The sequence below is a fragment of the Bradyrhizobium sp. 35 genome (genome assembly GCF_023073215.1).
GTDB classification, from domain to species: Bacteria; Pseudomonadota; Alphaproteobacteria; order Rhizobiales; family Xanthobacteraceae; genus Bradyrhizobium; species Bradyrhizobium canariense_D.
In genome coordinates this window covers 1-23,512 of record NZ_JADPJC010000099.1, presented here as the reverse complement: position 1 = coordinate 23,512, position 23,512 = coordinate 1, and the positions used below count along the sequence as shown (strand labels likewise).

Genomic DNA, 23,512 nt, shown 5'->3' with positions numbered 1-23,512 from the left:
TGGGGGCCTCAAGCCCCCAATCCCTGCAATCTCAAATGCCGCCGCAACCGGAAAACTGACTCCTGCTCAATCGCTTAGAGCCTTGTTCACGGACGACTCGCAAGCGTCCGTCGAAGCTCAGAACGTCTGAATACGAGTACAATCTCGCTCCCGTATTTGGCAACACGACGGATAGAACAAACCAGAGCGAGAGACGGTTAGGCCACAGAAACGACGTTTATCGGATAGCGAGCCAGTATATCGCGTAAAGTCTGCAGCACGTCGGAGAGTTCGAAAAGATCCCTTGGTGCGCCAAGGCAGATGCGTGTTGCGCCGGGATCAACTTCGCCGACCGCCGACGCGATGCGTGGTGTCACAAGTATGCCCCGACCTCGGGCGGTGGCGGCAAATTGATCCGCAGACCACCCTTCCGGCAATGGCAACCATCCGTAGAAGGCCGGGAAATGAAGCTTTGAGGCGTTCGGAAAAACGTCCAGGAACACCTGGTAGCGCTCGCGCGCTTGCAGACGCCGCTCATGCAGAATTTCTTCAAGCTTGCCGCTCTCGATCATCCGGATTACCACCTCGCTTAGCATGGGAGCCACAAACCAGGCGGACGCGTGCAGGAGTAGCTCGGTTTGAGCAATGTAGTGCGGCGGGACCGTTAATGTCCCGAGCCGAAAGGCGGGCGCAAGGCACTTGGAATAAGAAGTGACGTAGAAGGTGCGGTTAGGTGCCAGGGAGGCGATCGGCACCGGACGCTCCGTGAAGAAGAAGCCGTAAACGTCATCTTCTATGACGGCGAGATCGAGCTCTTCGGCTAGTTCAGCGATTCGGCGCCGGCGGGCGAGACCCATGGTGCGAGCCGTGGGGCTCTGTAAGGTTGCCATACAATAGAGCACCCGCGCGTCAGACGCGCGACACGCCTGCTTCATTGCTTCCGGGACTATTCCCTCTTCGTCCATCGTGACGGGCACCAGATTGAGGTGGCTAGCAGCGGCGATCGCTTTGAAGCCGGAATATGTGAGGGTATCGACCAAGATACTGTCACCTGGCTTTGCGACGAGGCGAAGGGCGATGTCGATGGCGTGCTGAGCGCCGTTGCATAGATACAACTGGGCAGGTTTGATTGTGAAGCTGTTATCAGACAGCGAAGCTGCGATGATCTCGCGGTGCTCCCAGATGCCGCCATGGGGATGGTAGCGCAGCAACGGTGCAAGATCAGGTTCGCGCACCACCTCATTGAACATCGTGGACAAGATCTGCCGCTCGCCACCTTCCACCGGGACGTTCAGCGCCAGGTTAACGGGTTGATGTTTTGCCGTCGGCTCAGCTCGGGAAGCGGAGCGGCGCCGGACAAAGGTACCCTGCCCGACATGGCCGCTGACGATCCCGCGTTGTTCCGCCTCTTGATAGGCTTTGCTCACGGTACCGACCGAGAGACTAAGCTCTCGTGCCAGGTCTCGGTGCGGTGGCAGACGATCGCCATCCGACAGCCGGCCATCGGCAATGTCCTGCTCCAGAGCGTTGACCAGGGCTAGGTACCGCGGTCCCTCGGAAGCGAGCTGCCGAGGTCGCCAGCCTGAAACCGGCCCGTCCAAGCTCATCTCCCGCGCTCCTTTTCGTTTCGGTCTCATCGTTTGCTAGACATGAAGATGGCCGACATACTTCCTTACCGTATAGGACTCTAAGCCTTCGATGCCGCCCTCGCGGCCCCAGCCACTGTCGCCGATCCCGCCGAACGGCGTTTCGGGTATTGTCACCACCATCTGGTTGATGCCGATGACTCCGACCTCCATCTGCTCCGCTATGCGGTTCGCAGTCGCGGCAGAGCGGGTGAAGGCGTACCCGGCGAGACCGTACGGCAATGCATTCGCCCGTGCGATGGCCTGTTCTAGGTCATCAACAGGTTGTACCAGCGCAAGCGGGCCGAACGGCTCCTCTCTCATGGCTCTCGCCTGTTCGGGCATATCCGCCAGGATGGTGGGCCTGTACATCAGACCGGCCCCCTTCAGTCTTTCACCTCCCACCACAAGACGCGCCGAATGGGATAAGGCGTCGGAGATCAGGTCGTCCATGGCAGCGATACGGCGCGTGTTGGCGACCGGCCCCACGGTGGTGGCCGCTTGCAGGCCGTCTCCGACCACTTGCTTATCCACGAAGGCACGAGCGTGTTCGAGGTACTCTTCATAAACTGGCTGTTCGACGAAAAACCGTGTCGGCGAAGTGCAAACCTGGCCAGTGTTGCGCAGTTTGATGGTCATGGAGAGCTCCGCCGCGCGCTGCACGTCGGCGTCTTTCGCGACGATCACCGGTGCATGGCCGCCCAGCTCCATCGTGGCGAGCGTCAGGGTCTCTCCTGCAAGCCGAGCGAGCTGACGTCCCACGGGTGTTGATCCAGTGAACGAGATTTTGCGGATGATGGGGGAACGCAGGAGATATTCGGACACTTCTGCCGGTATGCCGAAAACCACGTTCAGTACGCCTTTGGGTAACCCTGCGTCGGTGAGCGCCCTCGCCATCTCTAGCGTGGTCCCCGGCGTTTCCTCAGCTGGCTTGATAATGCAAGTGCATCCGGCGGCAAGAGCGGGAGCGATTTTGCGCGCGGGCGTTACTGCCGGGAAATTCCAGGGCGTGAAGCAAGCGACGGGGCCGACCGGCTCCTGCGTGACCGTCTGGCGCATATCGGGCAGGCGCGCCGGGATCACTCGCCCATAGCTGCGCCGCCCCTCTTCCGCGAACCAGTCAAAAAACTCTGCCGCGGCGGTGATCTCTCCCTTCGCTTCCGCGAGGGTCTTACCTTCCTCCAAGGTCAGCACAGTGGCGATATGGTCTAAACGCTCTCGCATCAGGCCGGCCGCGCGGCGCAAGATCTGCCCCCGCTCATACGGCGAGGTGCGCCTCCAGCCTTCGAAGGCCCGGTTTGCCGCCGTGAGTGCGCGGTCTAGTTCTTCCGTCCCCGCGTGCGGCAGCTTGCCAAGAGGCTGCTCCGTCGCCGGGTTGAGAACGGTCTCGCTTCCAGCATTGGTTTCCTCGATCCACTCACCATCGATGAGGAGTGCCAGTTTGGTATACATCTTCTATTCCTTAAACGGATATGTTGCGCTCAGACGCGAGTGAACGAGAGCCCGATGCGACCGAGCCCCTTTGTCGAGGCGGCTTAGATGTGAACCGTCTCTGCTCGCCCAATTAGTGGGTTCTGCGATCGATACTAATTTCGCTAACGGCAGGATTGGAACGACCCCCTCAGGCCTTAGCCCAGCGAGTAAGACCGGCCTCAGAGATGATCTTCGCGATGGCCGCTTTTTGTTCGTCTGCCAAAGGCAGCAGCGGCAGACGCGGGTCACCTGCGCTCCGACCTAGCTGGCTCATGGTTTCTTTGATGGCCGCGTAATAGGATCCGGACTGGAAGCAACGATAGAAGGCGAAGACGTCGCGGCCGAGATCGTCCAATCCCTTGTCACCGCCCAGGGCTTTGTCCCAGTAGTCGCGGATCAAAGGCCCGGCGATTTGATGCGCCATGGCGACAACTCCGTGGGCACCAACGGCGCGGGCCGGCACGATCATTGTCTCGTAACCGACGAAGACACGAAGTCTGTTCCCGACACGCTGCACAAGCTCAGTCACTTGAGTAATGACGCCGGAGCTATCCTTGATCGCGACCACCGTTGGCAGCGCAGAGAGCTGCTCCACAAGGGCTGGCGTGATGTCGATGCCAGCGCGCCGTGGGCTGTTGTAGAGCATCAGCGGCAGTGACGTGTTACGGGAGATGTGTTCAAAGAAGGTCACGATCTCACGCGGACTCGGCATAGCGTAGATGGGTGGCAGGATCATGCCGCCCGCGCACCCCGCTGCCACGGCCGATTGGCACGCTTCCAGCACGTCCTCGACACGCAAATCGGCGACGCCTGCCAGCACGGGAACACGGCCGCCCACATGGTCAACGGTCAACTTGTAGAGATGCGCGCGTTCGGCCTTGGTGAGCGCATAAAATTCTCCGGTGCTGCCAGCTGCCACGACCCCCTGCGCGCCATTGGCGATCGCATCGTCAATGAGCGCCTTATATCTCGTCTCATCAATGGAGCCGTTGGCGCCAAAGGGAGTGACGAGCACGGGGAAGATACCGCCCCAGTTCACGTTGGTCATGATTTACAGTCCTATGCTGGAGATGTGGATGAAGGTGCGGCCGCCTGCGAAGTGAGGGGGCCGAGAAGGCGAGCCTGTTCAGTGAACCGGCCGACGAAGGCAGCGAGCCTCGGGTTTGGGCTCGAAAGCAGGAGTTCACGGGGAGCTCCGCTGGCTGCAACGACTCCTTGGTCCATGAAGACCACCCGATCAGCCAGCTCATAGGCGAAGCCGATTTCATGGGTGACGATCACCATGGTCATTCCTTCGGCGGCGAGCTGGCGGATGGCGGCGAGCACCTCGCCCACTAGTTCTGGGTCCAGCGCCGAGGTCGGCTCGTCGAAAAGCATGATGGTGGGCTGCATAGCTAGCGCCCTGGCGATGGCAACGCGCTGCTGCTGACCGCCCGACAATTGTGAAGGGTATTTATGCCCGGCCTCGGGAAGACCCATACGGGTGAGGAGCTCGCGACCCCGGGCCTCGGCTTCGCCGCGCGCCACTTTCTTCACCACTACTGGGGCTTCGATGATGTTCTCTAGCGCCGTACGGTGGGGGAACAGGTTGAAGCTCTGGAACACCATTCCGGTTTTGACGCGCACCGCGCTGACCTGCCGGCCAGAGAGCTTCAGCCGCTCGGCCCCGCAGTGACGGAAGAGAGGCGCCCCCTCGATGACGATCTCGCCCTGGTCAGGCTCCATCAACAGGTTCATGCATCGTAGCAGCGAGGTTTTGCCCGAGCCGCTCGCGCCAATCAGGCAGACCACCTCTCCGCGATGGACGTCGAGATCGACGCCGCGAAGTACATGATTTTTTCCATACGATTTCTCTATGCCCCGTACGCTCAGTACGAGCTCAGAGGATGTTACGGCCATCACGCGGCCTCCTTGCGTTCGAATCGCCGGGAAAGAGCGCTGAGAGGGAACAACAAGAGGATGAAGACGAGGCCGATCGCGGTGTAGACCTCCATCGGCCGGTAGGTGAAACTGGCTATATAGCCGGCTTGATAAAGAAGGTCGGGGATGGTCAGCACGGAGAGAAGAGTCGTGTTTTTGAGCTGCATGATTGTCTGGCCCATCAGCGGCGGCACCATGCGGCGGAGCGCCTGCGGCAGGATGATCCGCTTCATGCGCTGCACGTACCCCATTCCCAAAGCGATTGCGGCATCGGTCTGGCCACGGTCGATCGACTGGACGCCGGCACGCAGGATCTCCGCATAGAAGCCGCTGGCGTAGAACCCGAGACCCAGGATGCCCGCCGTTTCCTTGCCGATCTGGATCTGAAGAAAGATCGGCAGCGCGTAATAGGTCCACATCAGCAGCACGAGCAGGGGAATGTTGCGGAAGAACTCGACCCACACTCGGCCGGTCCATCGCACCAATGGCCAGGGGGTGAGCTGAAGGAGCGCCACAAACAGGCCGATCACCAATCCGATGGCGCATGTGTAGATTGTGTACTTCAGAGTGACGAGCAGGCCGTAGGCAAGAATGTCCCAATTCGCAAAGACGATGGACGGATCAAATTTCATGGCACTCCCCCGTCAGGTGGGAAGAAAGCCGGCTGGCAGCGGATCGTCCGCTTCCAGCACGAGCGTAGAGAATGCAGTGATATGAGCCATGCCCCGCACCTCGGGAATGACCGCGGGCTGGCCATCATGCCCTCTGCCCAACTTCGCGATCTTGGCCTCAAAGGGCACGCCAAGAATGTTCTCCGCTCGGTAGTGCGCGCCCACGACCAGCTGCCCGCGGGCGTGAAGCTGGGCCAATCGGGCGGAGGTCCCGGTGCCGCAAGGCGAACGGTCGAACTTATTGCCGGCCAAAATCACCAGATGGCGGGCGCCAGCCGTAATCGACTGGTAAAACAGAACGCTGTCGACCTGCGGCACTCCGCTTCTCGCATTCAGCGCTTCCTTGATCGCGACCCCCGCGCGGCACCATCGGCTGGCATGGTCGATGCTGAATGGAAGATCGACTTCGTCCGCGTCGACCAGTGCGTAGGTGATCCCGCTATAAGCAATGTCGCAGGTCACTGTGCCGAGACCTTCGACCTCCGAAACAACATCGGAGGCGAGCACAAAAGAGGGTACGTTGCGCAACAGGACAGAGGTCAGCCGCCCGGCTTCGAACGTGCCGGTCACATGGACGATACCCGCCGGGGTCTCGATGGACATGCCGTTTCGCTCAAAGCCGTACGGGAGCGCCCCCATCGCAGCTAGACTGGCGATGTAGCCAATCGTGGCATGACCGCACATGTCGGCATAGGCGTAGGAGAAGATGAAGAAAAGACCCTGGTCTGCCTCACGGGAGGGCACGGGCACAGCCGCAGCCGTGGCGGCATGCCCGCGCGGTTCATGGAGCAGTAACGTTCTCAAGCCGTCATGGTTGTTGCGGAAATCGTCCCGCTGCTCGCGCACGCTGTCCCCGCGTAACGGAGGGATGCCCGCCATGACCGTTCGGGTGGGATGCCCTGCGGTGTGGCTGTCGATGACTGTGAAGAGACGGCTCGTACGCATGGCGTCAGCAATACTTGCCGGACTGGGGAACCACTTTCATGTCGATGCCGCGCTCGAGCATGTAACGAGTGATGCGCGAGCAAGCGAGGCCGAGCGAATTCTGCTGCGACATCCAATTGGCCAGGAAGTTGGAGAAGCCCTCGTTTCCGGCTTCGCGGCGGATGCCGATCGTCGCAGGGTTGCGCAGGATCGGTGTGGGTACCACGGCCTTGCCGACGCCCTTGGAGTCGAGAAGGGCCGCATCCTGGTCGGCAATGATCATCGCATCGATTTTGCCTGACTGTAGCTCTAGCACCGCTTGGTCGCGCGTGGGCACCACGACGATGGTGGAGTTCGGGATCACGGATTCGGCGATGACTTGCATTGTGCCGCCCTTCTGCACGGCGACGCGCACTTCCTTCTTGTCCATCTCGCGCCAGGTCTTGGGCGTAAAGCCAGGACGCGCGACGAGCGCCCAGATGCCCTCAACAATGGAGCCCGGGACATAGTCGATGACGAGGCCACGGCGAGGGTTGGGATTAAGCGCCACCGCAAGGTCGATTTTGCCGGCCTGAAAGTCGGCTGCGAGGTTGCCCCAGGTGGTCTCATAGTATTCGACCTGAACGCCGAGCAGGCTCGCGATATCCTTACCCCAGTCGACGAAAAATCCTGACCATTCGCCCGTGCGGGGATCCTTGATGTAGCCCGGCTCTTCCGCGACCATCACTGGAAATTTGAGCTTACCACTGGCCTTGATCCGGTCGAGCACCAGGGAGGGATTTTCAGCCCGAGCCGGCATGGAGGCCGGACCGAACAGCGCCGCCGCACCAAAGGTGACAGCAACAATCGCACGCAGGTAACGATTCATGGGAATGCTCCTCCCTCGTTGTCCTAGTCTCAGCAGACTCTGTATTATGACAATTCGATAATGTACTATATCAAAACCGGGTGACAACGCAATACAAAAAGATATCGTGCTCATGCAAACCTGCTCCGGGCGAGGCATCCCTGTCGAACGGAAGCAGCGATCGAGCGCCGGCGGCGACCAAGCCTCAAGCATGGTAGCGGGCAGGACACCCATTTTCCTCTGTCCTAGCGTTGCCAAGCAGATCAAGCTCCCCTGTGCACAACATGCATGAATAAGAAGCACGAAGCTCACGGCAGGATACAAGAGAAGTCGGGTTCACCGGCATGGATCTGCCCCCTTCGGGAGAAACCTTGGTCACGGGCAGCTCGCCATGGTTTTCAACCGTGCCAGTCACTCTGGGCGGATAGCTGCGTCCCACATCAAAGCCTCCGCCGAACGGCAGAGACGCTCAGCATCAAGCAGTCAACGCTAAGTGGCTACCCCCTTATCGAAGGCGGTAAGGGACGCTTGAAATGCGGGGCGCGCGGCCCGCCACGAGGTCAGAGATGATAGCCGCAGTCATGGGGGCACCGCTGATGCCCATGTGACCATGACCAGTGGCGAACAAGATGGACGCGTGCTTGGGATGGGCGCCGATGATCGGGAGGCTGTCTGGCGTCGATGGTCTTACACCCATCCAGTCAGTCATCTGGCTGAGGGAAATGTCAGGGAGCATCGTGCGGGCGTAGGCTTGCAGCTTCTTGTTCTGCTTCACGTTGCGCGGCGCGTCGGGTGCATCGAATTCGGCGATGCCAACGATGCGCAGCCCTTCCTGGAGCGGCGTGGCAACGAAGGCTGAGGCCGCGTCGGTGACCGGGCGGCTAATGGCACCGGAACCAGCGGGCATGGTGATGTGATAGCCGCGCTCACTGGCCAGCGACAAGGAAATTCCTAGGGAGCGTGCCAGATCGCGGCTAGCGATACCCGCCGCGACAACCACCTTGTCATAGCGGTGGGGACCGGCGCTCGTTTGCAGCGTTACACATTCCGTGCCCGGCTCTATCGTCTCAACGCGCGCGGCCCGAATTGAAGCGCCTAGCGCAATGGCTCTATTCATCAAGCCCTCTACCAGCCCCGGAGGCGACGTGACGTGACCACTGCCGGGAAAGTATATCCCGCGCTTGTAATCGTGGGACAAAGCAGGCTCCAACTCGTATACCTGCTCGGCGCTTAGCTTCTCAAAGGCCACGCCATGCCGCGTCCGCAGGCCGTCCACCTGCTCTTCCAGCGGGCTCGGCGATCCGTTGCGCCAAACATGGAGAGCGCCGTTCGGCCGGAACAATCGTTTCCAGTCGGTGTCGCCGAGCATATCGCGATACAGAGCCGCGCATGGTTGGTTAAGGGCGTGCAACGCCGTATAGGCCGCCTCCCAGGTCTGCGGACGCCCCGTACGCAGGAAGCGTACCAGCCATGGCATGGTGCGGGGCAATTCACGCGGGGCGAGGCGCACCGGGCCATCAGCATCAGCGAACCAGCGCAACGCGCGCCACATGACACCGGGATGAGCCATAGGAAGAGCCGATCCAGCATTGTATTGGGCGCCGTTGCCCCAAGAGCAACCGTGGCCGACGCGGCCCTCCTCGAAGACCGTGACGGTGTGCCCCTCCCGCGCTAGCATAAGCGCGCAACTCACCCCGACTACACCGCCTCCAATGATAGCGACGGCACGTTGTTCAGCCATGTGTCTCCTCCAATAAATGCGCAACCAAGGTCCACTGCCGCGGGCCGCCACTGTTTATAGGTATCCTAATACTGTTCTTCATGTTCTGCATTCCTTGTCATGCAATTAATATAGGACAATACAGCCAAATTGCTCTATTACAAGTACCAGGCACCCCACTAGCTTGGAATTGACCGGAGCCCTGGATATGCAATACGACCGAATAGACGCCCACATCCTCGAGATCGTACAAAAGAACAACCGTGTGACCTGCGAGGTGATGGCTGAAGCGGTTGGTCTTTCGACAACCGCATGTCAGCGTCGACTGAAGCGGCTTCGTTCGGAGGGAATCATCGAGGCCGATGTGTCAATCGTTTCGGCGAAGGCAGTGGGATGGCCCCTACAAATGCTGGTACTCGTGACACTGGAACGCAAGCGTTCTGATGTCGTAGATCGGTTAAAGAAGGCCATCAAAGCGTCAGTAGAAGTCATCAATGGCTTTTACATTACCGGCGACGCAGACTTCGCACTCTATATTGCCGCCCATACGATGGAAGAGTACGAGGAGTTTACGCAACGGTTCTTCTACGAAAACCGGGATGTCAAAAGCTTCAAGACATTGGTTGTAATGGATCGGGTAAAGGCAGGCTTCGCGATTCCAGTGGCAATTCCCGACAACCGGTATAGCAATCCCCGTTCAGCCAGCGAACAGCGCCGGACGCACAGCCGACGACGGCCGCGCACAGTCGAATCAGCTTCAACAACAACCGTGCCCTCGCATCGTCGATCGGCAGAATTGTAGCTGCATCTCCGAGTGCGCGCGTAGCTGCTGCGATCAATTCATGCTCCGCCTGTTGCGTGCATGGCTGTGCTCGTGTGTGCGGACGCGTCACAGCGCCAAGACGCGTGCCGCGCGAAGACGGCGGAGCGGATGTTCCTCCAAACATTTTATACCCCGCCACTTAGCGAGAGCTACGATGCTTATTTCGGATGTTCCCGAAATGGTTTAGTGAGCCGTGGCGAAGCCTACATAGGTTTCATTGGCTCCGGCTGTAGCGATTCTGATGCTGTTAGCAAACTCCGCACTTGCCGCATTTTTCAATCAACCACGCGCACATTACGCGCAAAATACGCAATGCTTTACTTTACGATCGGCTCAGTAGGCGGCTTCGATCTGGCGTTAAGAGGCCGACTTACACTCACGTCCACGAACCGTTGCCGTGAAAGTCGCCAACTCGGAATCGCTAAATGAATTCACTAGAGGCCGCTCATCGAACTATTGAGGCGCAGCAGGTCGCAGGTACACCGCCGCTCTACCGCTCTCAGCCGAAGATCGTCAGCTCGCGCCAGGATAGGACTCTTCTATCACCGTCTGATCGCCGCTGTCTGCGGGAAACTGCATCCCCAGTTTCTTAGATGGCTGAGAGAGGCCGACTTTGCGGAATCATGTTTTTTGCGCCCCGTAAGAATATCGAACAGGTAAGCTCCAAACTCACATGAGTGATAAACCAAAACTCCCGACGGGTAACGCCGACGGGATCACCGCCCCATTCCAACATGCCGCTTTCCGTCGGATATGGCTTGCAAGCCTGCTCTCCAATCTCGGCGCCCTGATCAGGGGGGTGGGTGCCGCTTGGGCGATGACTCAGATGACATCGACGGCCGAGATGGTCGCCCTGGTGCAGACGGCGCTGATGCTGCCGGTCATGCTGATCTCGATGCCGGCCGGAGCGATCGCGGACATGTATGACCGTCGAATGGTAATGCTATTCTCACTCGGCGTCTCGTTTACAGGCGTGACGGCCCTGACTACGCTTGCTTGGCTCGATCTAACCACGCCAAACCTGCTGCTGGCGCTCTGCTTTGTAGTCGGCAGCGGTGTTGCCTTGACAGACCCGGCTTGGCAGTCCTCCGTAAGCGAACAGGTGCCTTCGGAAGCGTTGCCCGCGGCAGTAGCGCTTAACGGCATCAGCTACAACATCGCGCGTAGCGTCGGGCCCGTAATAGGTGGAATCGTCGTTGCAGCCGCTGGCGCGGTGGCTGCGTTCGCGCTTAACGCGCTCCTATATCTGCCGCTGGTAATCGCTCTGCTTCTCTGGAAGCGCGTCAGTGAACCCTCGCGGTTGCCGCCCGAAAGCCTGCACCGTGCTATGGTGTCAGGCATACGCTACATCATTCATTCGCCTGCGATCAAGATCGTCCTGATCCGCTCTATGTTTATGGGTGTTTTCGGCGGTGCGATCCTTGCTTTGATACCGCTGGTGGCGCGCGATCTTCTGCACGGTGGTGCGGAAATCTATGGCATCATGTTGGCCTCCTTTGGTCTAGGGGCTGTGATCGGCGCACTCAAAATGACGGAGATACGTAAGCGGTTGAGCGGGGAGGCTGCGATCCGTGCGTGCGCTGTGTCCATGGGCGGGGCAGTTGCTGCAGTCGCGCTGAGTCGTGAACCGGTTCTGACTGCGGTTGCGCTGGTTGTAGCAGGGGCGGCATGGATCGTGGCGTGGGTACTGTTTAGCATCGGCGTGCAATTATCAGCGCCGCGCTGGGTGGCAGGACGATCACTCGCAGCTTATCAAGCTGCCAGTTCTGGGGGGATTGCCATCGGTAGTTGGGGTTGGGGACATCTGACGGATTCTGCAGGAGTCGGCGTAGCGCTTCTGTTCGCAGCTGTCGCGCTGCTCGTTTCTCCGCTGCTCGGGTTCCGGCTGCCGATGCCGCGCGTCAACGCGCAGGACGAAGAACCTACTATGCTTGAAGATCCAAGCGTGAGGCTGGCCCTGACGGAGCGCAGCGGGCCGCTTGTCGTGGAGATCGAATATCGAATCGCGCGACAGAACGCGCGCTCGTTCCACACTTTGATGCAGGACATCCAACTATTCCGTCAGCGCAACGGAGCCTATGGCTGGTCGCTTGCCCGAGATATTTCGGATCTCGAATTGTGGACCGAGCGTTATCACTGCCCTACGTGGCTTGATTACTTGCGCCAGCGCAACCGCGCAACCCAATCGGAACGAGCGCTAGATGGGCAGGCAAGTGCCTTCCACATCGGTCATGAACCTGTTCGCGTCCGACGTATGCTGGAGCGTCCGTTCGGATCAGTACGCTGGAAAGAAGCAGCGCCCGATGACGTCGCAGACGAGCAATTGCGCGGCACGGATTCGTAATGGTGACAAATTCCGGGACGTCGGCTTTACCTTGAGGCGTTGAACTTTGGCAGGGACGGGCGTGCATCGCTCATGGCAGTAGGTTTATCTTCCGGAGGCATACCGACGCGCTCAAGCAGAGTTGCGGAACGAACGAAGGTCGCTCCCACAATAAGCAACAACGTCTCAGCAGCTGTGCGAAGCTCTCGACGAGCGTCGGCGCAAGAATGTTGGCGTAAAAGCGAGTTATGCAGCATTTTTGGTAACGAGGCGATCGGGCGGTGTGGCTTGCCGGCATGAGGATGACGTTGATGCCGTCGTTGAATCTGACACTTGCGTCGTTCATGGCGTATCGCTTCCCTCGAGAGCTTCTGAAACGGTCGGCACTCGCCTCGATAGGCCGGCTATCGCAGGCCGTCATCACTCACGTTCCCGCATGGCTCTCAAAGCGGCGAGCGATAGCTGCGAGATGCGCCGCCGAGCCTTTAACTGCCAGTGAAGCGAAGCCCGAACGATCGGTTGGGCGGCCGCTATTAGCTGCGCCCACACATTCGCAGCGATCGGCAAGCGTAGGACGCTGCCTTTCTGATGCTCCTTTGCAGCACGATCACAACAGCCGGGAGAATGGACCACCCTGCGCCCGCCCTGTCCTTTCCGACTGACCACTCCCGGATCGCAGGCAGGCGGTCCTTCAGTGTGCCGCCTAGGTCCGAGCTTCGCGATGCTGGTCTCCTGCTTCCCTAGGAAGACTCCGGCTCTAAGCTGACCTGGCACAAGGGGGGCCACTCCCGGAGGAGCGGCCCACCAGGGTCAGGCAGGAAATGTCCCCAAAGGGACCTCTAGGATCAGGCCGCAACTGCTCTGTCCGTGAGAGCGGCCACAGATAACTGCCAGCCATCGAGGTCGCATCTTCTATCCGGTCTCGCCGTTCACGACAGACGGAGATGGACCTTTCGGGACGAAGTTGATGCCATTCTCAGCAAGCTGACGCGGTTTATCCAATCTAACGCACGACGAAGAGAGGTACAGGTGCTTGTGTAACAGCTGGCTTGAATGTCACCTTTACGCTCGTGCCGATCGACAATGCGCCTGGATCAGCATCTATCACATTGGTCAGCATGATCGGCCCCTCGGTAAGCGCCACATAAGCGACCACATATGGCTCTTTCCCCATGCGGTTTATAGCGAAGGAGTAAATCTCACCCTCGCCCGGTGAATCCTGCCAATCAATAGTCGTTGACAGACAATGCGGGCAGATGCCGCGGGGATACCAGTGAGTTCTGTTGCATTGCCGGCATCGTGGCAGCACGAAACGACCAGCACCCGCCGCCTCCCAAAACGGCTTAGTCTCTGGACTCTGTGCAATAAATTCTGTGCCAATCATCGGACTACTCCCGCTCCAGGATAAGGGTCGCGCTGCTGTGCCGAGTACCCATCAGCCATCCTGTTCCATGCGCCAACGCCAAGGCGCAATCCTTGACCTGCACGGCCGGATGGGCCTCGCCACGCAGCTGGCGAACCGCCTCAATGACCTTTGTGATTCCGCCCCTCATTGCGGGATGATTGTTGCACAGACCACCACCGTCAGTATTGAAAGGCAAGCGACCGCAGCCGGAGATCAGGTTTCCTTCTGTTACAAAACGGCCACCCTGTCCCTTTTCACAGAACCCGAGATCCTCCAATGCGATAAGCACTGTGATCGTGAAGCTATCGTAAATGGAGGCGTATCGAATATCGCTCGGCCTGACCCCAGCCTCTGCAAACGCAGCGGCGCCTGACTGCCTGGCCGCCGAGGCGGTTAGCTCGACCGCGCCAGCTGACTGTCCCTGAATGGCCTCACCTGCCCCGATCATCTTCACCCGGGGCCGCCGGAGGCTCTTGGCAATCTCTGGTCGGGTTACTACAACGGCTCCGCCGCCATCAGAAATCACGCAACAATCAAGGCGATGTAACGGCTCGGAAACCATTGGAGACGCCAACACATCCTCGGTGGTCACCACTTTCGGCAGCATGGCATGCGGATTGTGCTGCGCATGGTGAGAGGCAGCCACTTTGATCCACGCCAGCTGCTCGCTAGTGGTCCCGTACTCATGCATATGACGCCTCGCGCAAAGCGCGTAGATATCGACTAGCCTTTGCCGCAGCGGCCATTCCCACAACAAGTCAGGCTGAGCGAAGTCTGGTTGGGACTCTACGAATGCGGTGCGAGGGCGGCCGGCTAAAGTAATCAACGCGACGCTACATTTACCCGCCGCGATGGCCTGCGCGGCATGGGCGATGTGCTGCAAAGGCGCGGAACCCCCGATATCAGTAAAGTCACAATGCCGCACCTTCAGGTTTAGGAAGTCGATCACCGGAAGGGGGCGAAAGCCTGGTTCATCGCCAGCGGAGAAATAGCCGTCGACATCGTCTTTACTCAACCCAGCGTCGGCTAGGGCGCCAGCTGCGCATTCGGCGTGAAGCTGCATCACCGACTTGTCTGGCGCCCTTCGCGTGGGATGCTCGTATGCACCGACTATGTAGGCCGTTTCGACGCGAGCCATGATTATCCTTTCGTCCTCGTGATTAGAGAAGTTGCGATCACTCCAATGACCCACCCCTCTGGTTACATACTCTGCTCGTCGTCCTCGTTGATCAGCCCGCCAAAAGAGGCAAGCCGTCGCAAATGATGATCGGCATCTCCAAACATAGTGTCTATCATGGTCACACGCTTGAAGTAGTGACCGATGCTGTATTCCATTGTCATACCAACGCCACCATGCAGCTGGATCGATTGCTGGCCGATTGCTTTGGCCGAATGTCCTATCTGGACCTTCGCCGCTGAGATTGCTCGAGCGCGCTTGGCCGGATTACCGTCAGCTACCATCATCGCAGCGTAGATCGCCATGGAGCGTGATTGCTCCAGTTCGACGAACATGTCGACAGCACGATGCTGCAGCACTTGGAATGAACCAATCGCCGCGCCGAACTGCTGGCGCGTCCTTAGATAATCGAGCGTGATCGTTTGCATTCTCGCAAAACATCCGACCGCTTCCGCGCAAAGCGCTGCTACGGCTTCATCAGCCACGCGGGAAATAATTGGCAATCCGCCGAACGGATCTCCAATGACGCCGAACGGCTCAACGCGCACCCTCTCGAGCGTGACTTCGGCCGCGCGCAAGCCATCCTGTGTCCAATAGCTGCGTCGCGTTACACCTGGCGCGTCACCCGCAACTAAAAAGAGACCAATCCCGTCCTTCTCGCGCGCTGTTCCAGCTGTTCGCGCGGAAACGAGCAGTTTGTCCGCCGCCCCCCCGTGGAGGACGAGAGTCTTGGCGCCACTCAGCGACCACGCGTCACCGTCCCGTTTTGCTTCCGTCCGAACATCGAAGAGATCGTATCTCGACTCTGGTTCGGCGTAAGCAAAGGCGAACTTCGTCCGCCCCTCTACAATCGCGGGGATCAACTCTGCCTTTTGCGCTTCACTTGCACCATGGCGCAGTGCGCCCGCAGCGAGCACTACTGTCGCAAAATAGGGTTCAAGTATGAGTGCTTTTCCGAAGGCCTCCATCACTATCATCATCTCAACCGCGCCGCCGCCGAAGCCCCCGTATGCCTCGCGAAACGGTAATCCCAAAAGCCCGAGCTCGGCATAGCGAGCCCACATCGCGTCGCTAAAGCCAACTTCCTCGCCCTGGTACTTGCGGCGATGATCGAAGGCGTAATCTTCGAGCATGAGCCGCTCGATACTGTCATTGAGGAGCCGCTGCTCCTCCGAAAACTCGAAGTCCACCAGTTAAGCCTCCCGAACTAGAGCAATGCCCGTTAGATCTGTCCCGAAACGGTGTGTCCGCCTCACGCAGTCGACCTGCAACAGGCATTAGAGGCGAAGGACCGCCTTGGCGATTATGTTTTTTTGGATTTCATTGGAGCCCCCATAGATTGAGACCTTGCGGGCATTAAAATAGGCTGGAGCGATAGGGGCGGCCCAATCAGGGCCGATCGGGGGCCCATTGAGGTTCTCACCATCATCTTGCGACACATAGGGCAGCGCGTAGGGTCCTACGACCTCAAGCAGAAGCTCAGCTGTCGCTTGCTGTATTTCCGAACCCTTGATCTTGAGAATGGCGCTAGCAGGATCTTGCGTGGACTCCTGTCGCTTTGATGCGTTAGCGACGACGCGAAGCTGCGTGACCTCCAGCGCTTTTAACCCAACTTCAAGTGCGGCAACCTTCTCTCGGAAGGAGGCCTGGTCGATCAGCATCTTTTCACCAACGCGGCATAAGGAGGCGAGGCACTTAATGCGCCGGATACGCTCTTTTGAAGAGCCAACGCTAGTGATGCCGAAACGCTCATTCCCAAGGAGGAACTTGGCGTAGGCCCATCCCTTGTTCTCCTCGCCAACAAGATTAGTGACGGGCACTCGCACGGTGTCGAAGAAGACCTCGTTCACTTCGTAGCTACCGTCGATAAGCTGAATCGGACGCACCGTAATCCCGGGCGACTTCATGTCGATCAGTAGGAAGGAGATGCCCAGTTGCTTCTTGACATGAGGGTCCGTCCTGACCAAGCAGAAGATCCAGTCGGCATATTGCGCAAGAGTCGTCCAGGTCTTCTGGCCGTTGACGATGTAGTGATCGCCATTCCGCACAGCTCGCGTCCTGAGGGAAGCGAGGTCTGAGCCGGCGCCGGGCTCCGAGAATCCCTGGCACCACCAATGATCGGCGTTCGCAATGCGCGGTAAATGATACCGTTTCTGCGCCTCGTTCCCGAACGTATAGATCACTGGTGCTACCAAGCCAGGCCCGAAACTTGGCAACCCGCGCACCGGGTACATCTGCAATTCTTCACCAAATATGTAGCTCTGCGCAGGACTCCATCCCGTTCCACCGTATTCCTTGGGCCATTCCGGAACAGCCCAGCCCTTCTTATTCAATGTTCGCGTCCAGCTGACGATCTCGTCTTTCGTGAGATCTCGGCCTTCGATGAGCTTGCGACGCGTCTCCGGCGGCACGTGATCGCGCAGGAATTGGCGAACTTCATCGCGAAACGCTCGCTCTTGTTTTGTGAAAGCAATATCCATCAAGCTGCCTGTGAGAAACGTGCGTTCAGATTGTCGTTCCAGAGCATTCAACGAAGCGGCCGAAAGATGGATACGATGGTAAGCATCGTCTGGTCAGGTGTGAGAGTAGACGGAGGTAGCGCACTATGTTCGTTGCCCGCAACGTTGGGCTATCCGGTGCGCGATGACGTCCTCCATCCGACACGCTACGCATGCGCCCAGCTCAGGCCCCGAATACCGACACAAAAGTGGCTGCCGCCGACGTACTCTACTCACTGTGACAGAGGGAGACTTAAGGCGCGATCTACGCACAATGGCCGCAAAAGGTGGCTAGTTTCGAAAAAATAATGCGAAGGGCGTTCCCGGCCTCTTAAAGCGAGGGCCTCGATATTCGGCCGTTTATTGTTTACTTCGCTGAGCGAGGCGCTCGCGTTCAGAGAAGCCAATCGAGTCTTGTAGTACTATACAGATCGCAGTCGGGATTGCATGCTTGCCCACTCCGCCGAACGACTGATCCGCGAGTATCCGCCGCATCAAGCTCGGCGAGTATGGAGATCTCCAAATCGCGATCGTATTCGTGCGACGATCGCTCAGAAACAGGGTGAAAGTGACCAGATACAGCGGCGCCGCCCGGAGGAGCCCTTCAGGTTTTACGAATGCCGCGCAGCCGCTCGGACCGACGTCGCAACAGTTCGACGGTGATGAGCATAACGGTTGAGAATAGCAGCAGCACGGCGGTAGCGGCGATAATCGTTGGGCTGATCTCCTCACGAATGCCGGAAAACATAACCATGGGTAAGGTGCGCTGCTCAGGGCTGGCAATGAAAAGGGAAATCACGACTTCATCGAAGGAAGTTATGAAGGCGAAGAGCGCACCCGAGGCAACGCCTGGCAGGATGACAGGTAGAATGATCTTGAAGAGCACAGTGATCGGCGTCGCACCGAGGCCGCTAGCGGCGCGGGTTAAGGAGTAATCGAAGCCGGTTAGCGTGGCAGTTACAGCGACAACCACAAAGGGCGTGGCTAGCGTGGTATGCGCCAAGACTAGTCCGGCATAGCTGTTGAGCAGCCCGACATTGGCATAAAAGAAGTAAATCGCCACTGCGGTAATCACCGCGGGAACAACCATCGGGGTAATCAACAAACTAAGCACCGCAGTACGATACGGAAACTTCGGCCGACTAAGCCCAAGTGCCGCCGGCGTCCCTAACGCGGTGGAAAGTGCTGTCACAGACGTCGCCACGAGAACCGAAGTGCTCAGCGCACTCTGCCATCGTTGCGTTAGGAAAAATTCCTCGTACCAACGCAGTGAAAACCCCTCGAGCGGATAAGTAAAGAAGGGTACAGAATTGAAGGAGAGTGGAATGATTATCAGGATCGGAGCGATCAAAAAAAGAATAACAGCCCCGCAGATCAGCCGGTGTGTATAGTACCAGATCTTCTGAAGCGGCGAGACAGCGACCGTTCTCATGCTAATTTGACCCGCTCGACGCCAACCAACTTGTTGAAACCAAAGTAGAGCAGCAGCGTTGAGGTAAGCAGGATCGCGCCAAATGCGGAGGCCATTCCCCAGTTGAGGTCTTCATTTGTATAATGCGCAACGAAGTAAGCGACCATCTGATCGCTTGGTCCCCCGACTAGCGCTGGAGTGATATAATAGCCTAAACACAAAATGAAGGTAAGCAGGCACCCAGCGGCGATTCCTTGTGCCGTTTGAGGAAAATAGATCGTCCAGAACGCGTAGAACGGGCCGGCGCCGAGCGAGCGGGCAGCCCGAACATAATTGGGCGAAATTGTCTTCATCACACTGTAGATAGGTAACAGTGTGAACGGCAGTTGGATATGGGTCATTGCCACTATCGTTCCAAATCGATTGAATATGAGCGCGGCCGGCTGAGATATGACGTGCAATGTCATGAGCAATTCGTTGACTACACCGTGCTGCTGCAAGAGTACGACCCAAGCAGTCGTGCGCGCCAGCACCGACGTCCAGAACGGCAGCACCACAAGGATCATTAGCAGGTTGCTGGACCGAGCCGGCAAAATGGCTAACAGATAAGCGAGTGGAAAGCCCAGCAGGAGGGTTGCGACTGTGACGCCAACGCTAACGCTAAGCGTGCGCAGAAACACGTCACGAAAGATGGCGCTTTCCTGGGGTGCGGATACAATCTGACTGTCGGGACCATATTGGAGATCGACTGAGCGCAGTAGATAAAAGGCGGTGTAGGCAGAGGTTCCACGCTTTAGAAGGCTCCAAACGTCATGACGTGCCCAGAGCGGATTTAAATCTGTAAGTGCCCCCTTGAAAGGACCCGCTTGTAGGGTGCTGGCCTTGCGGGCGCTAGAAATTACCTGACTGAGAGCCCCAGGCAGTTCATAGTTCATCCGCTTGCCGATTGCAGCAGCCGTTTTCCGCGACCAGGACTCTTTTAGGTCGAATGCTAACGCAGCATAGACGCCCTCGTCTGGCAAGTCTTTGCCGTCCCACCCGTCAAGCGCTGACATGGTACGCGGCATCAGAGTGAGCAGCGTGTCGTCATGGAATGAGGTTAACAGCATTCGGCCCAGCGGCAGGACAAAAGCAACCAGGATGAACAGCAGCAATGGCAGCACGAGAATGAAAGCCTTGAACTTCTGGCGGCGCTCAACCCGCTTCAACTTGAACCGCAGAAGCATGCCTTCCGGTCCACCTTTGACTTCGACGGCCGTGGTCGGCATGGATCGTGCTCCCTGAATGTATCGGCTGGGCGGCGCGGGGATTTAATGTCCCTGCCGTGTCTTTATTGTGCGAGCCAAGCGGTAAGACGCTGTCGCAGTTCGTCACCCTTTTCATTCCAGAAGTTTGTATCTCGTTGGATAGTTATGCCACTACGCTCCGGTGCATTTGTCACGTACGGGCGTACAGCCGGATCAATAAGCTTCAGCGCGTCCTTGTTGGCTGGTCCAGCTGAGGTGCCGTTCGCCACCTCGGCTTGAACGTGGGCCGAACCGGCAAAGGCGAGGAACTTGTAACCAGCATCAATGTTCGGAGAGCCCTTAGGAATCACCCAAGCGTTTCCGGCCTGAAGTGCAGCGTCCCAGATGTATTCGAAATGTTTGCCGGAGTTCTTGTTAGCATCATAGGCTCGGGTGGTCCAAACGTGAGTCATGACGACCTCCCCGTCGGCGAGAAGTTGCGCCGGCTGGGCGCCTGACGTCCACCACACTACGTCCTTCTTGATAGTATCAAGTCTTTTAAAAGCGCGGGCCACCCCTTCGGGCGTGTTGAGCACCTTGTAGACGTCGTTGATGGACACGCCGTCGGCGATCAGCGCCCATTCGAGAATGACCACAGGACTTTTGTTCAGTCCTCTCTTTCCAGGGAACTTTTTCAAATCGAAAAAATCCTCGATGGTCTTCGGGCTGCTCGGCAGTCGTTTCGCGTCGTACATGATGACGTCACCCGTGACGGTCGACGGCACCCCGCAATCCGTGTAGCTGGCATCCCCGAATTTGGCTCGGTCAAGACCGAATGTTTCGAGTTTTTTCCAGTCGAGTGTCTCGATGAGACCTTCGTCGCACATTTGCCGGGTTTGGGCCTCGCCGGCGTAGACGATGTCCCAGCTCACCGTCTTTGTCTCGACCATGGCGCGGATCTTTGCAGTGCCGTAATCATACTCAGCGTCAGTGACCTTGGTCCCGGTCGACTTCGAGAAAGGCTCGAAAACGACTTCGCGGAGGATCTTCTGGAAGGACCCACCTCCCCCAGTGATTGTGAGCTGATCGCCAGCAATGGCGGCGTTCATTTGCGCCAACAGGCCAGCCGTGAGGCCCATTGCGGCCAGACCATTCATCAGTGACTTCTTCATCGTCTGCTCTGTCCCCTCTATGCCATCCAAAGAATTGGAAAGCGCCGCGAAAGATCCTGCCCAACCTGGACCGGCCAGGCGGTTTTGTCCTCAGGCCGGGCTGAGCGCCCGACAATCCTCTGCCGCCCAACCGATAGTGATCACCGTACCAGGCACGACCCGTGCGGAACCTTCCGAGTTCGGTAGCTTGACCACAAAATCATCATGACCACAGACCGAGAGGCAGGTGCGCACATGATCGCCCAAATAAATGACTTCTAGGACCTTCGCACTAAAGACGTTTGGCAGCGAACCTAGCGCCGGATTTAGCTTCACCCGCTCCGGCCTCAACGAGAGCACCGACGGGTCGCCAATTTCGACGTTGACTGCCAACGCCTGCACGGTGCCCGCGCCGGGGAGCTCCACGCTGCACGTACCACCATTCATCGCGACGACCTTGCCTCGCAGCCGGTTATTCTCACCGATGAACTGGGCGACGAAAACATTCTGCGGCCGTTCGTAAAGCTCGGCGGGCGCGGCAAGTTGCTGAATGGTTCCGTCGTTGAACACCGCTATGCGGTCGGACATGGTCAACGCCTCGCTCTGGTCATGGGTTACATAGACCACCGTGACGCCGAGCGTCTCGTGAATATGCTTGATCTCGAGCTGCATGTGCTCGCGCAGTTGCTTGTCCAACGCGCCCAGCGGCTCATCCATCAGCACGAGCTTGGGATCGAAGACGAGCGCGCGTGCGAGAGCGACGCGCTGCTGCTGTCCGCCGGAAAGCTGGCTAGGCCTGCGGCTGCCGTAGGCGCCGAGCCGGACCATTTCGAGCGCTCGCTTGATCCGAGTCTCTCTCTCGAGCTTCCCAAGCTTGCGTACTTTGAGTGGGAACGCGAGGTTTTCCTCTACAGTCATATGCGGAAATAGCGCATAATTTTGGAACACCATGCCGATATCGCGCTTATGTGGTGGCATTTTCTCGATGGAGTGCCCCGCCAGGAGGATTGAGCCATAGGTGGGTGCTTCGAATCCGGCAAGCATCATGAGGGTCGTCGTCTTACCCGAGCCGGAAGGCCCCAGCATCGTCAGGAATTCCCCGCGTGCGATGTCCAAGTTGAGATCTTTAACGACCAGCGTCTCGCCGTCATAGGTCTTTTGAACGCCGCGAAACTCCACGAAGGCATTGTTCGCGCCTGTCATTGCACCTCTTCCCTCCAGCGCGCCTACGACGCTCGCCGACCTTCGGACATCAATGCCCATCAACGGATTGCGGCGTCTTGAGTGCGTGATCTAAGCTGCGACGAAAGGGTTGCATGATGCTGTCCATGATCTTCTCCCAACAGGCTAGCTCCTTCCAGTAAGTTGTCCGCTCTATGACGCGCGGTTCAGAGCAGTTCTTGTCGTTGCGCAGTACTAGCGGGCTACTCAATCCCAATTTTATCGAACTCGTCCATCCAGAGGACTATTTCATGCGTTAGGCCGATTACTTGAACTCGCCGAATCTCTTTCCTTCCGCGACTAGTTTCTCCAGCAGGGAGGCAGGTTTAAATTCGTCGCCTACAGCGGCCTGGAGCTCCCTCATCTTGGCGAGGACCTTGTCTAGGCCGATCTGGTCGGCGTAGTACATCGGCCCGCCGCGATAGATTGGCCATCCGAAGCCACAGAGCCAGACCACGTCGATGTCGCCCGGTCGCGCAGCGATGCCTTCCTCGAGGATCCGCGCACCTTCGTTGATAACCGGGTACATCACGCGTTCGATGATCTCCTCGTCGCTAACGACGCGACGCTTACGCCCAAGCCGGGTCAAAGTCTGGTCAATCAGCAATTCGACCTCGGGATCTGGAATCGGGGTCCGCGAGCCCGCGTCATACCTGTACCATCCCTTACCGGCCTTCTGGCCGAAACGGCCGGCCTCGCAGAGCGCATCGGCGATCTCCGACTTTACGCCGCGATCTTTACGCGAAAGCCAGCCGATATCATTGCCGGCCAAATCGCTCATCACAAACGGCCCCATGGGCATGCCAAAGTTCTTTAGGGCTGCATCGACTTGTTGCGGTAGAGCGCCCTCAAACAACAGCTTGTCTGCCTGCTTGCCGCTCTGATCGTACATGCGATTGCCGACGAACCCATGGCATACGCCCACGACCACCGGCACCTTTGCAATCTTGCGGGCGATGTTGACCGCCGTCACAAGGGCATCCGGCGCGGTCTTGTCGGCGCGCACGATCTCGCACAACTTCATGACGTTGGCGGGAGAGAAGAAGTGCATGCCGAGCACGTCCTGCGGACGCTTGGTCGACTTCGCGATCTCGTCGATGTTCAGGTAGGAGGTGTTG

General features: G+C 58.4%; 18 protein-coding genes and 1 pseudogene. 2 read left to right on the top strand and 17 right to left on the bottom strand.

What is annotated here, in order from left to right; all coding sequences use genetic code 11:
• Nucleotides 1-197 precede the first annotated feature (197 nt).
• The 8 genes from IVB36_RS20785 to IVB36_RS20750 all read right to left on the bottom strand — a co-directional run bounded on the left by IVB36_RS20785 (nucleotide 198) and on the right by IVB36_RS20750 (nucleotide 9,180).
• Entirely contained in the window at nucleotides 198-1,586 is a 1,389-nt protein-coding gene (locus tag IVB36_RS20785) for a PLP-dependent aminotransferase family protein (protein ID WP_026233550.1), read from the bottom strand.
• Between the two features lie 36 nt (nucleotides 1,587-1,622).
• On the bottom strand, nucleotides 1,623-3,056 hold the full coding sequence (locus IVB36_RS20780; RefSeq protein WP_018458290.1) for an NAD-dependent succinate-semialdehyde dehydrogenase: 1,434 nt from the start codon (nucleotides 3,054-3,056) through the stop codon (nucleotides 1,623-1,625).
• 169 nt (nucleotides 3,057-3,225) lie between these two features.
• A complete protein-coding gene (locus IVB36_RS20775; protein WP_247392873.1) occupies nucleotides 3,226-4,125 on the bottom strand; it encodes a dihydrodipicolinate synthase family protein in 900 nt (299 codons plus the stop codon).
• Nucleotides 4,126-4,136: 11 nt separating this feature from the next.
• On the bottom strand, nucleotides 4,137-4,976 hold the full coding sequence (locus IVB36_RS20770) for an amino acid ABC transporter ATP-binding protein (protein ID WP_247392872.1): 840 nt from the start codon (nucleotides 4,974-4,976) through the stop codon (nucleotides 4,137-4,139).
• Nucleotides 4,976-5,629, bottom strand: a complete 654-nt coding sequence (locus tag IVB36_RS20765; RefSeq protein WP_018458287.1) for an amino acid ABC transporter permease — start codon at nucleotides 5,627-5,629, stop codon at nucleotides 4,976-4,978. The genes IVB36_RS20770 and IVB36_RS20765 overlap by 1 nt, the downstream gene beginning before the upstream one ends.
• A 12-nt stretch (nucleotides 5,630-5,641) precedes the next feature.
• On the bottom strand, nucleotides 5,642-6,613 hold the full coding sequence (locus tag IVB36_RS20760) for a proline racemase family protein (RefSeq protein ID WP_256467267.1): 972 nt from the start codon (nucleotides 6,611-6,613) through the stop codon (nucleotides 5,642-5,644).
• Nucleotides 6,614-6,617: 4 nt separating this feature from the next.
• Nucleotides 6,618-7,673, bottom strand: a complete 1,056-nt coding sequence (locus IVB36_RS20755; RefSeq protein WP_247392870.1) for a transporter substrate-binding domain-containing protein — start codon at nucleotides 7,671-7,673, stop codon at nucleotides 6,618-6,620.
• A gap of 271 nt (nucleotides 7,674-7,944) precedes the next feature.
• Entirely contained in the window at nucleotides 7,945-9,180 is a 1,236-nt protein-coding gene (locus IVB36_RS20750; RefSeq protein ID WP_247392869.1) for an FAD-binding oxidoreductase, read from the bottom strand.
• Between the two features lie 187 nt (nucleotides 9,181-9,367).
• On the opposite strand from IVB36_RS20750, the pseudogene IVB36_RS20745 reads away from it, so the two are divergent.
• Nucleotides 9,368-9,823 (top strand): annotated as a pseudogene (locus tag IVB36_RS20745) (Lrp/AsnC family transcriptional regulator); the annotation flags it as partial.
• Between the two features lie 832 nt (nucleotides 9,824-10,655).
• Nucleotides 10,656-12,326: an MFS transporter gene (locus tag IVB36_RS20740; protein ID WP_247392868.1), complete on the top strand. Its 1,671-nt coding sequence runs from the start codon at nucleotides 10,656-10,658 to the stop codon at nucleotides 12,324-12,326.
• 982 nt (nucleotides 12,327-13,308) lie between these two features.
• On the opposite strand, the gene IVB36_RS20735 is transcribed toward IVB36_RS20740, so the two are convergent.
• The 9 genes from IVB36_RS20735 to IVB36_RS20695 form a co-directional block, all read right to left on the bottom strand.
• Complete coding sequence (locus tag IVB36_RS20735) at nucleotides 13,309-13,689, bottom strand: OB-fold domain-containing protein (protein WP_247392867.1); 381 nt, start codon at nucleotides 13,687-13,689, stop codon at nucleotides 13,309-13,311.
• 4 nt (nucleotides 13,690-13,693) lie between these two features.
• On the bottom strand, nucleotides 13,694-14,848 hold the full coding sequence (locus IVB36_RS20730; RefSeq protein ID WP_247392866.1) for a thiolase domain-containing protein: 1,155 nt from the start codon (nucleotides 14,846-14,848) through the stop codon (nucleotides 13,694-13,696).
• 62 nt (nucleotides 14,849-14,910) lie between these two features.
• Entirely contained in the window at nucleotides 14,911-16,077 is a 1,167-nt protein-coding gene (locus IVB36_RS20725; RefSeq protein ID WP_247392865.1) for an acyl-CoA dehydrogenase family protein, read from the bottom strand.
• Between the two features lie 87 nt (nucleotides 16,078-16,164).
• Complete coding sequence (gene pimC / locus IVB36_RS20720) at nucleotides 16,165-17,367, bottom strand: pimeloyl-CoA dehydrogenase large subunit (RefSeq protein ID WP_247392864.1); 1,203 nt, start codon at nucleotides 17,365-17,367, stop codon at nucleotides 16,165-16,167.
• 622 nt (nucleotides 17,368-17,989) lie between these two features.
• A complete protein-coding gene (locus IVB36_RS20715) occupies nucleotides 17,990-18,817 on the bottom strand; it encodes an ABC transporter permease (RefSeq protein ID WP_247392863.1) in 828 nt (275 codons plus the stop codon).
• The gene (locus IVB36_RS20710; protein ID WP_247392862.1) at nucleotides 18,814-20,064 is read right to left on the bottom strand and encodes an ABC transporter permease; all 1,251 of its coding nucleotides are present in this window, start codon (nucleotides 20,062-20,064) and stop codon (nucleotides 18,814-18,816) included. The genes IVB36_RS20715 and IVB36_RS20710 overlap by 4 nt, the downstream gene beginning before the upstream one ends.
• 62 nt (nucleotides 20,065-20,126) lie before the next feature.
• Nucleotides 20,127-21,194: an ABC transporter substrate-binding protein gene (locus IVB36_RS20705; RefSeq protein ID WP_247392861.1), complete on the bottom strand. Its 1,068-nt coding sequence runs from the start codon at nucleotides 21,192-21,194 to the stop codon at nucleotides 20,127-20,129.
• Nucleotides 21,195-21,284: 90 nt separating this feature from the next.
• Nucleotides 21,285-22,376, bottom strand: a complete 1,092-nt coding sequence (locus IVB36_RS20700) for an ABC transporter ATP-binding protein (RefSeq protein ID WP_026233547.1) — start codon at nucleotides 22,374-22,376, stop codon at nucleotides 21,285-21,287.
• 283 nt (nucleotides 22,377-22,659) lie between these two features.
• Nucleotides 22,660-23,512: 3-hydroxyacyl-CoA dehydrogenase family protein (locus IVB36_RS20695; RefSeq protein ID WP_247392860.1), on the bottom strand; the 853-nt coding region annotated here is incomplete at its 5' end.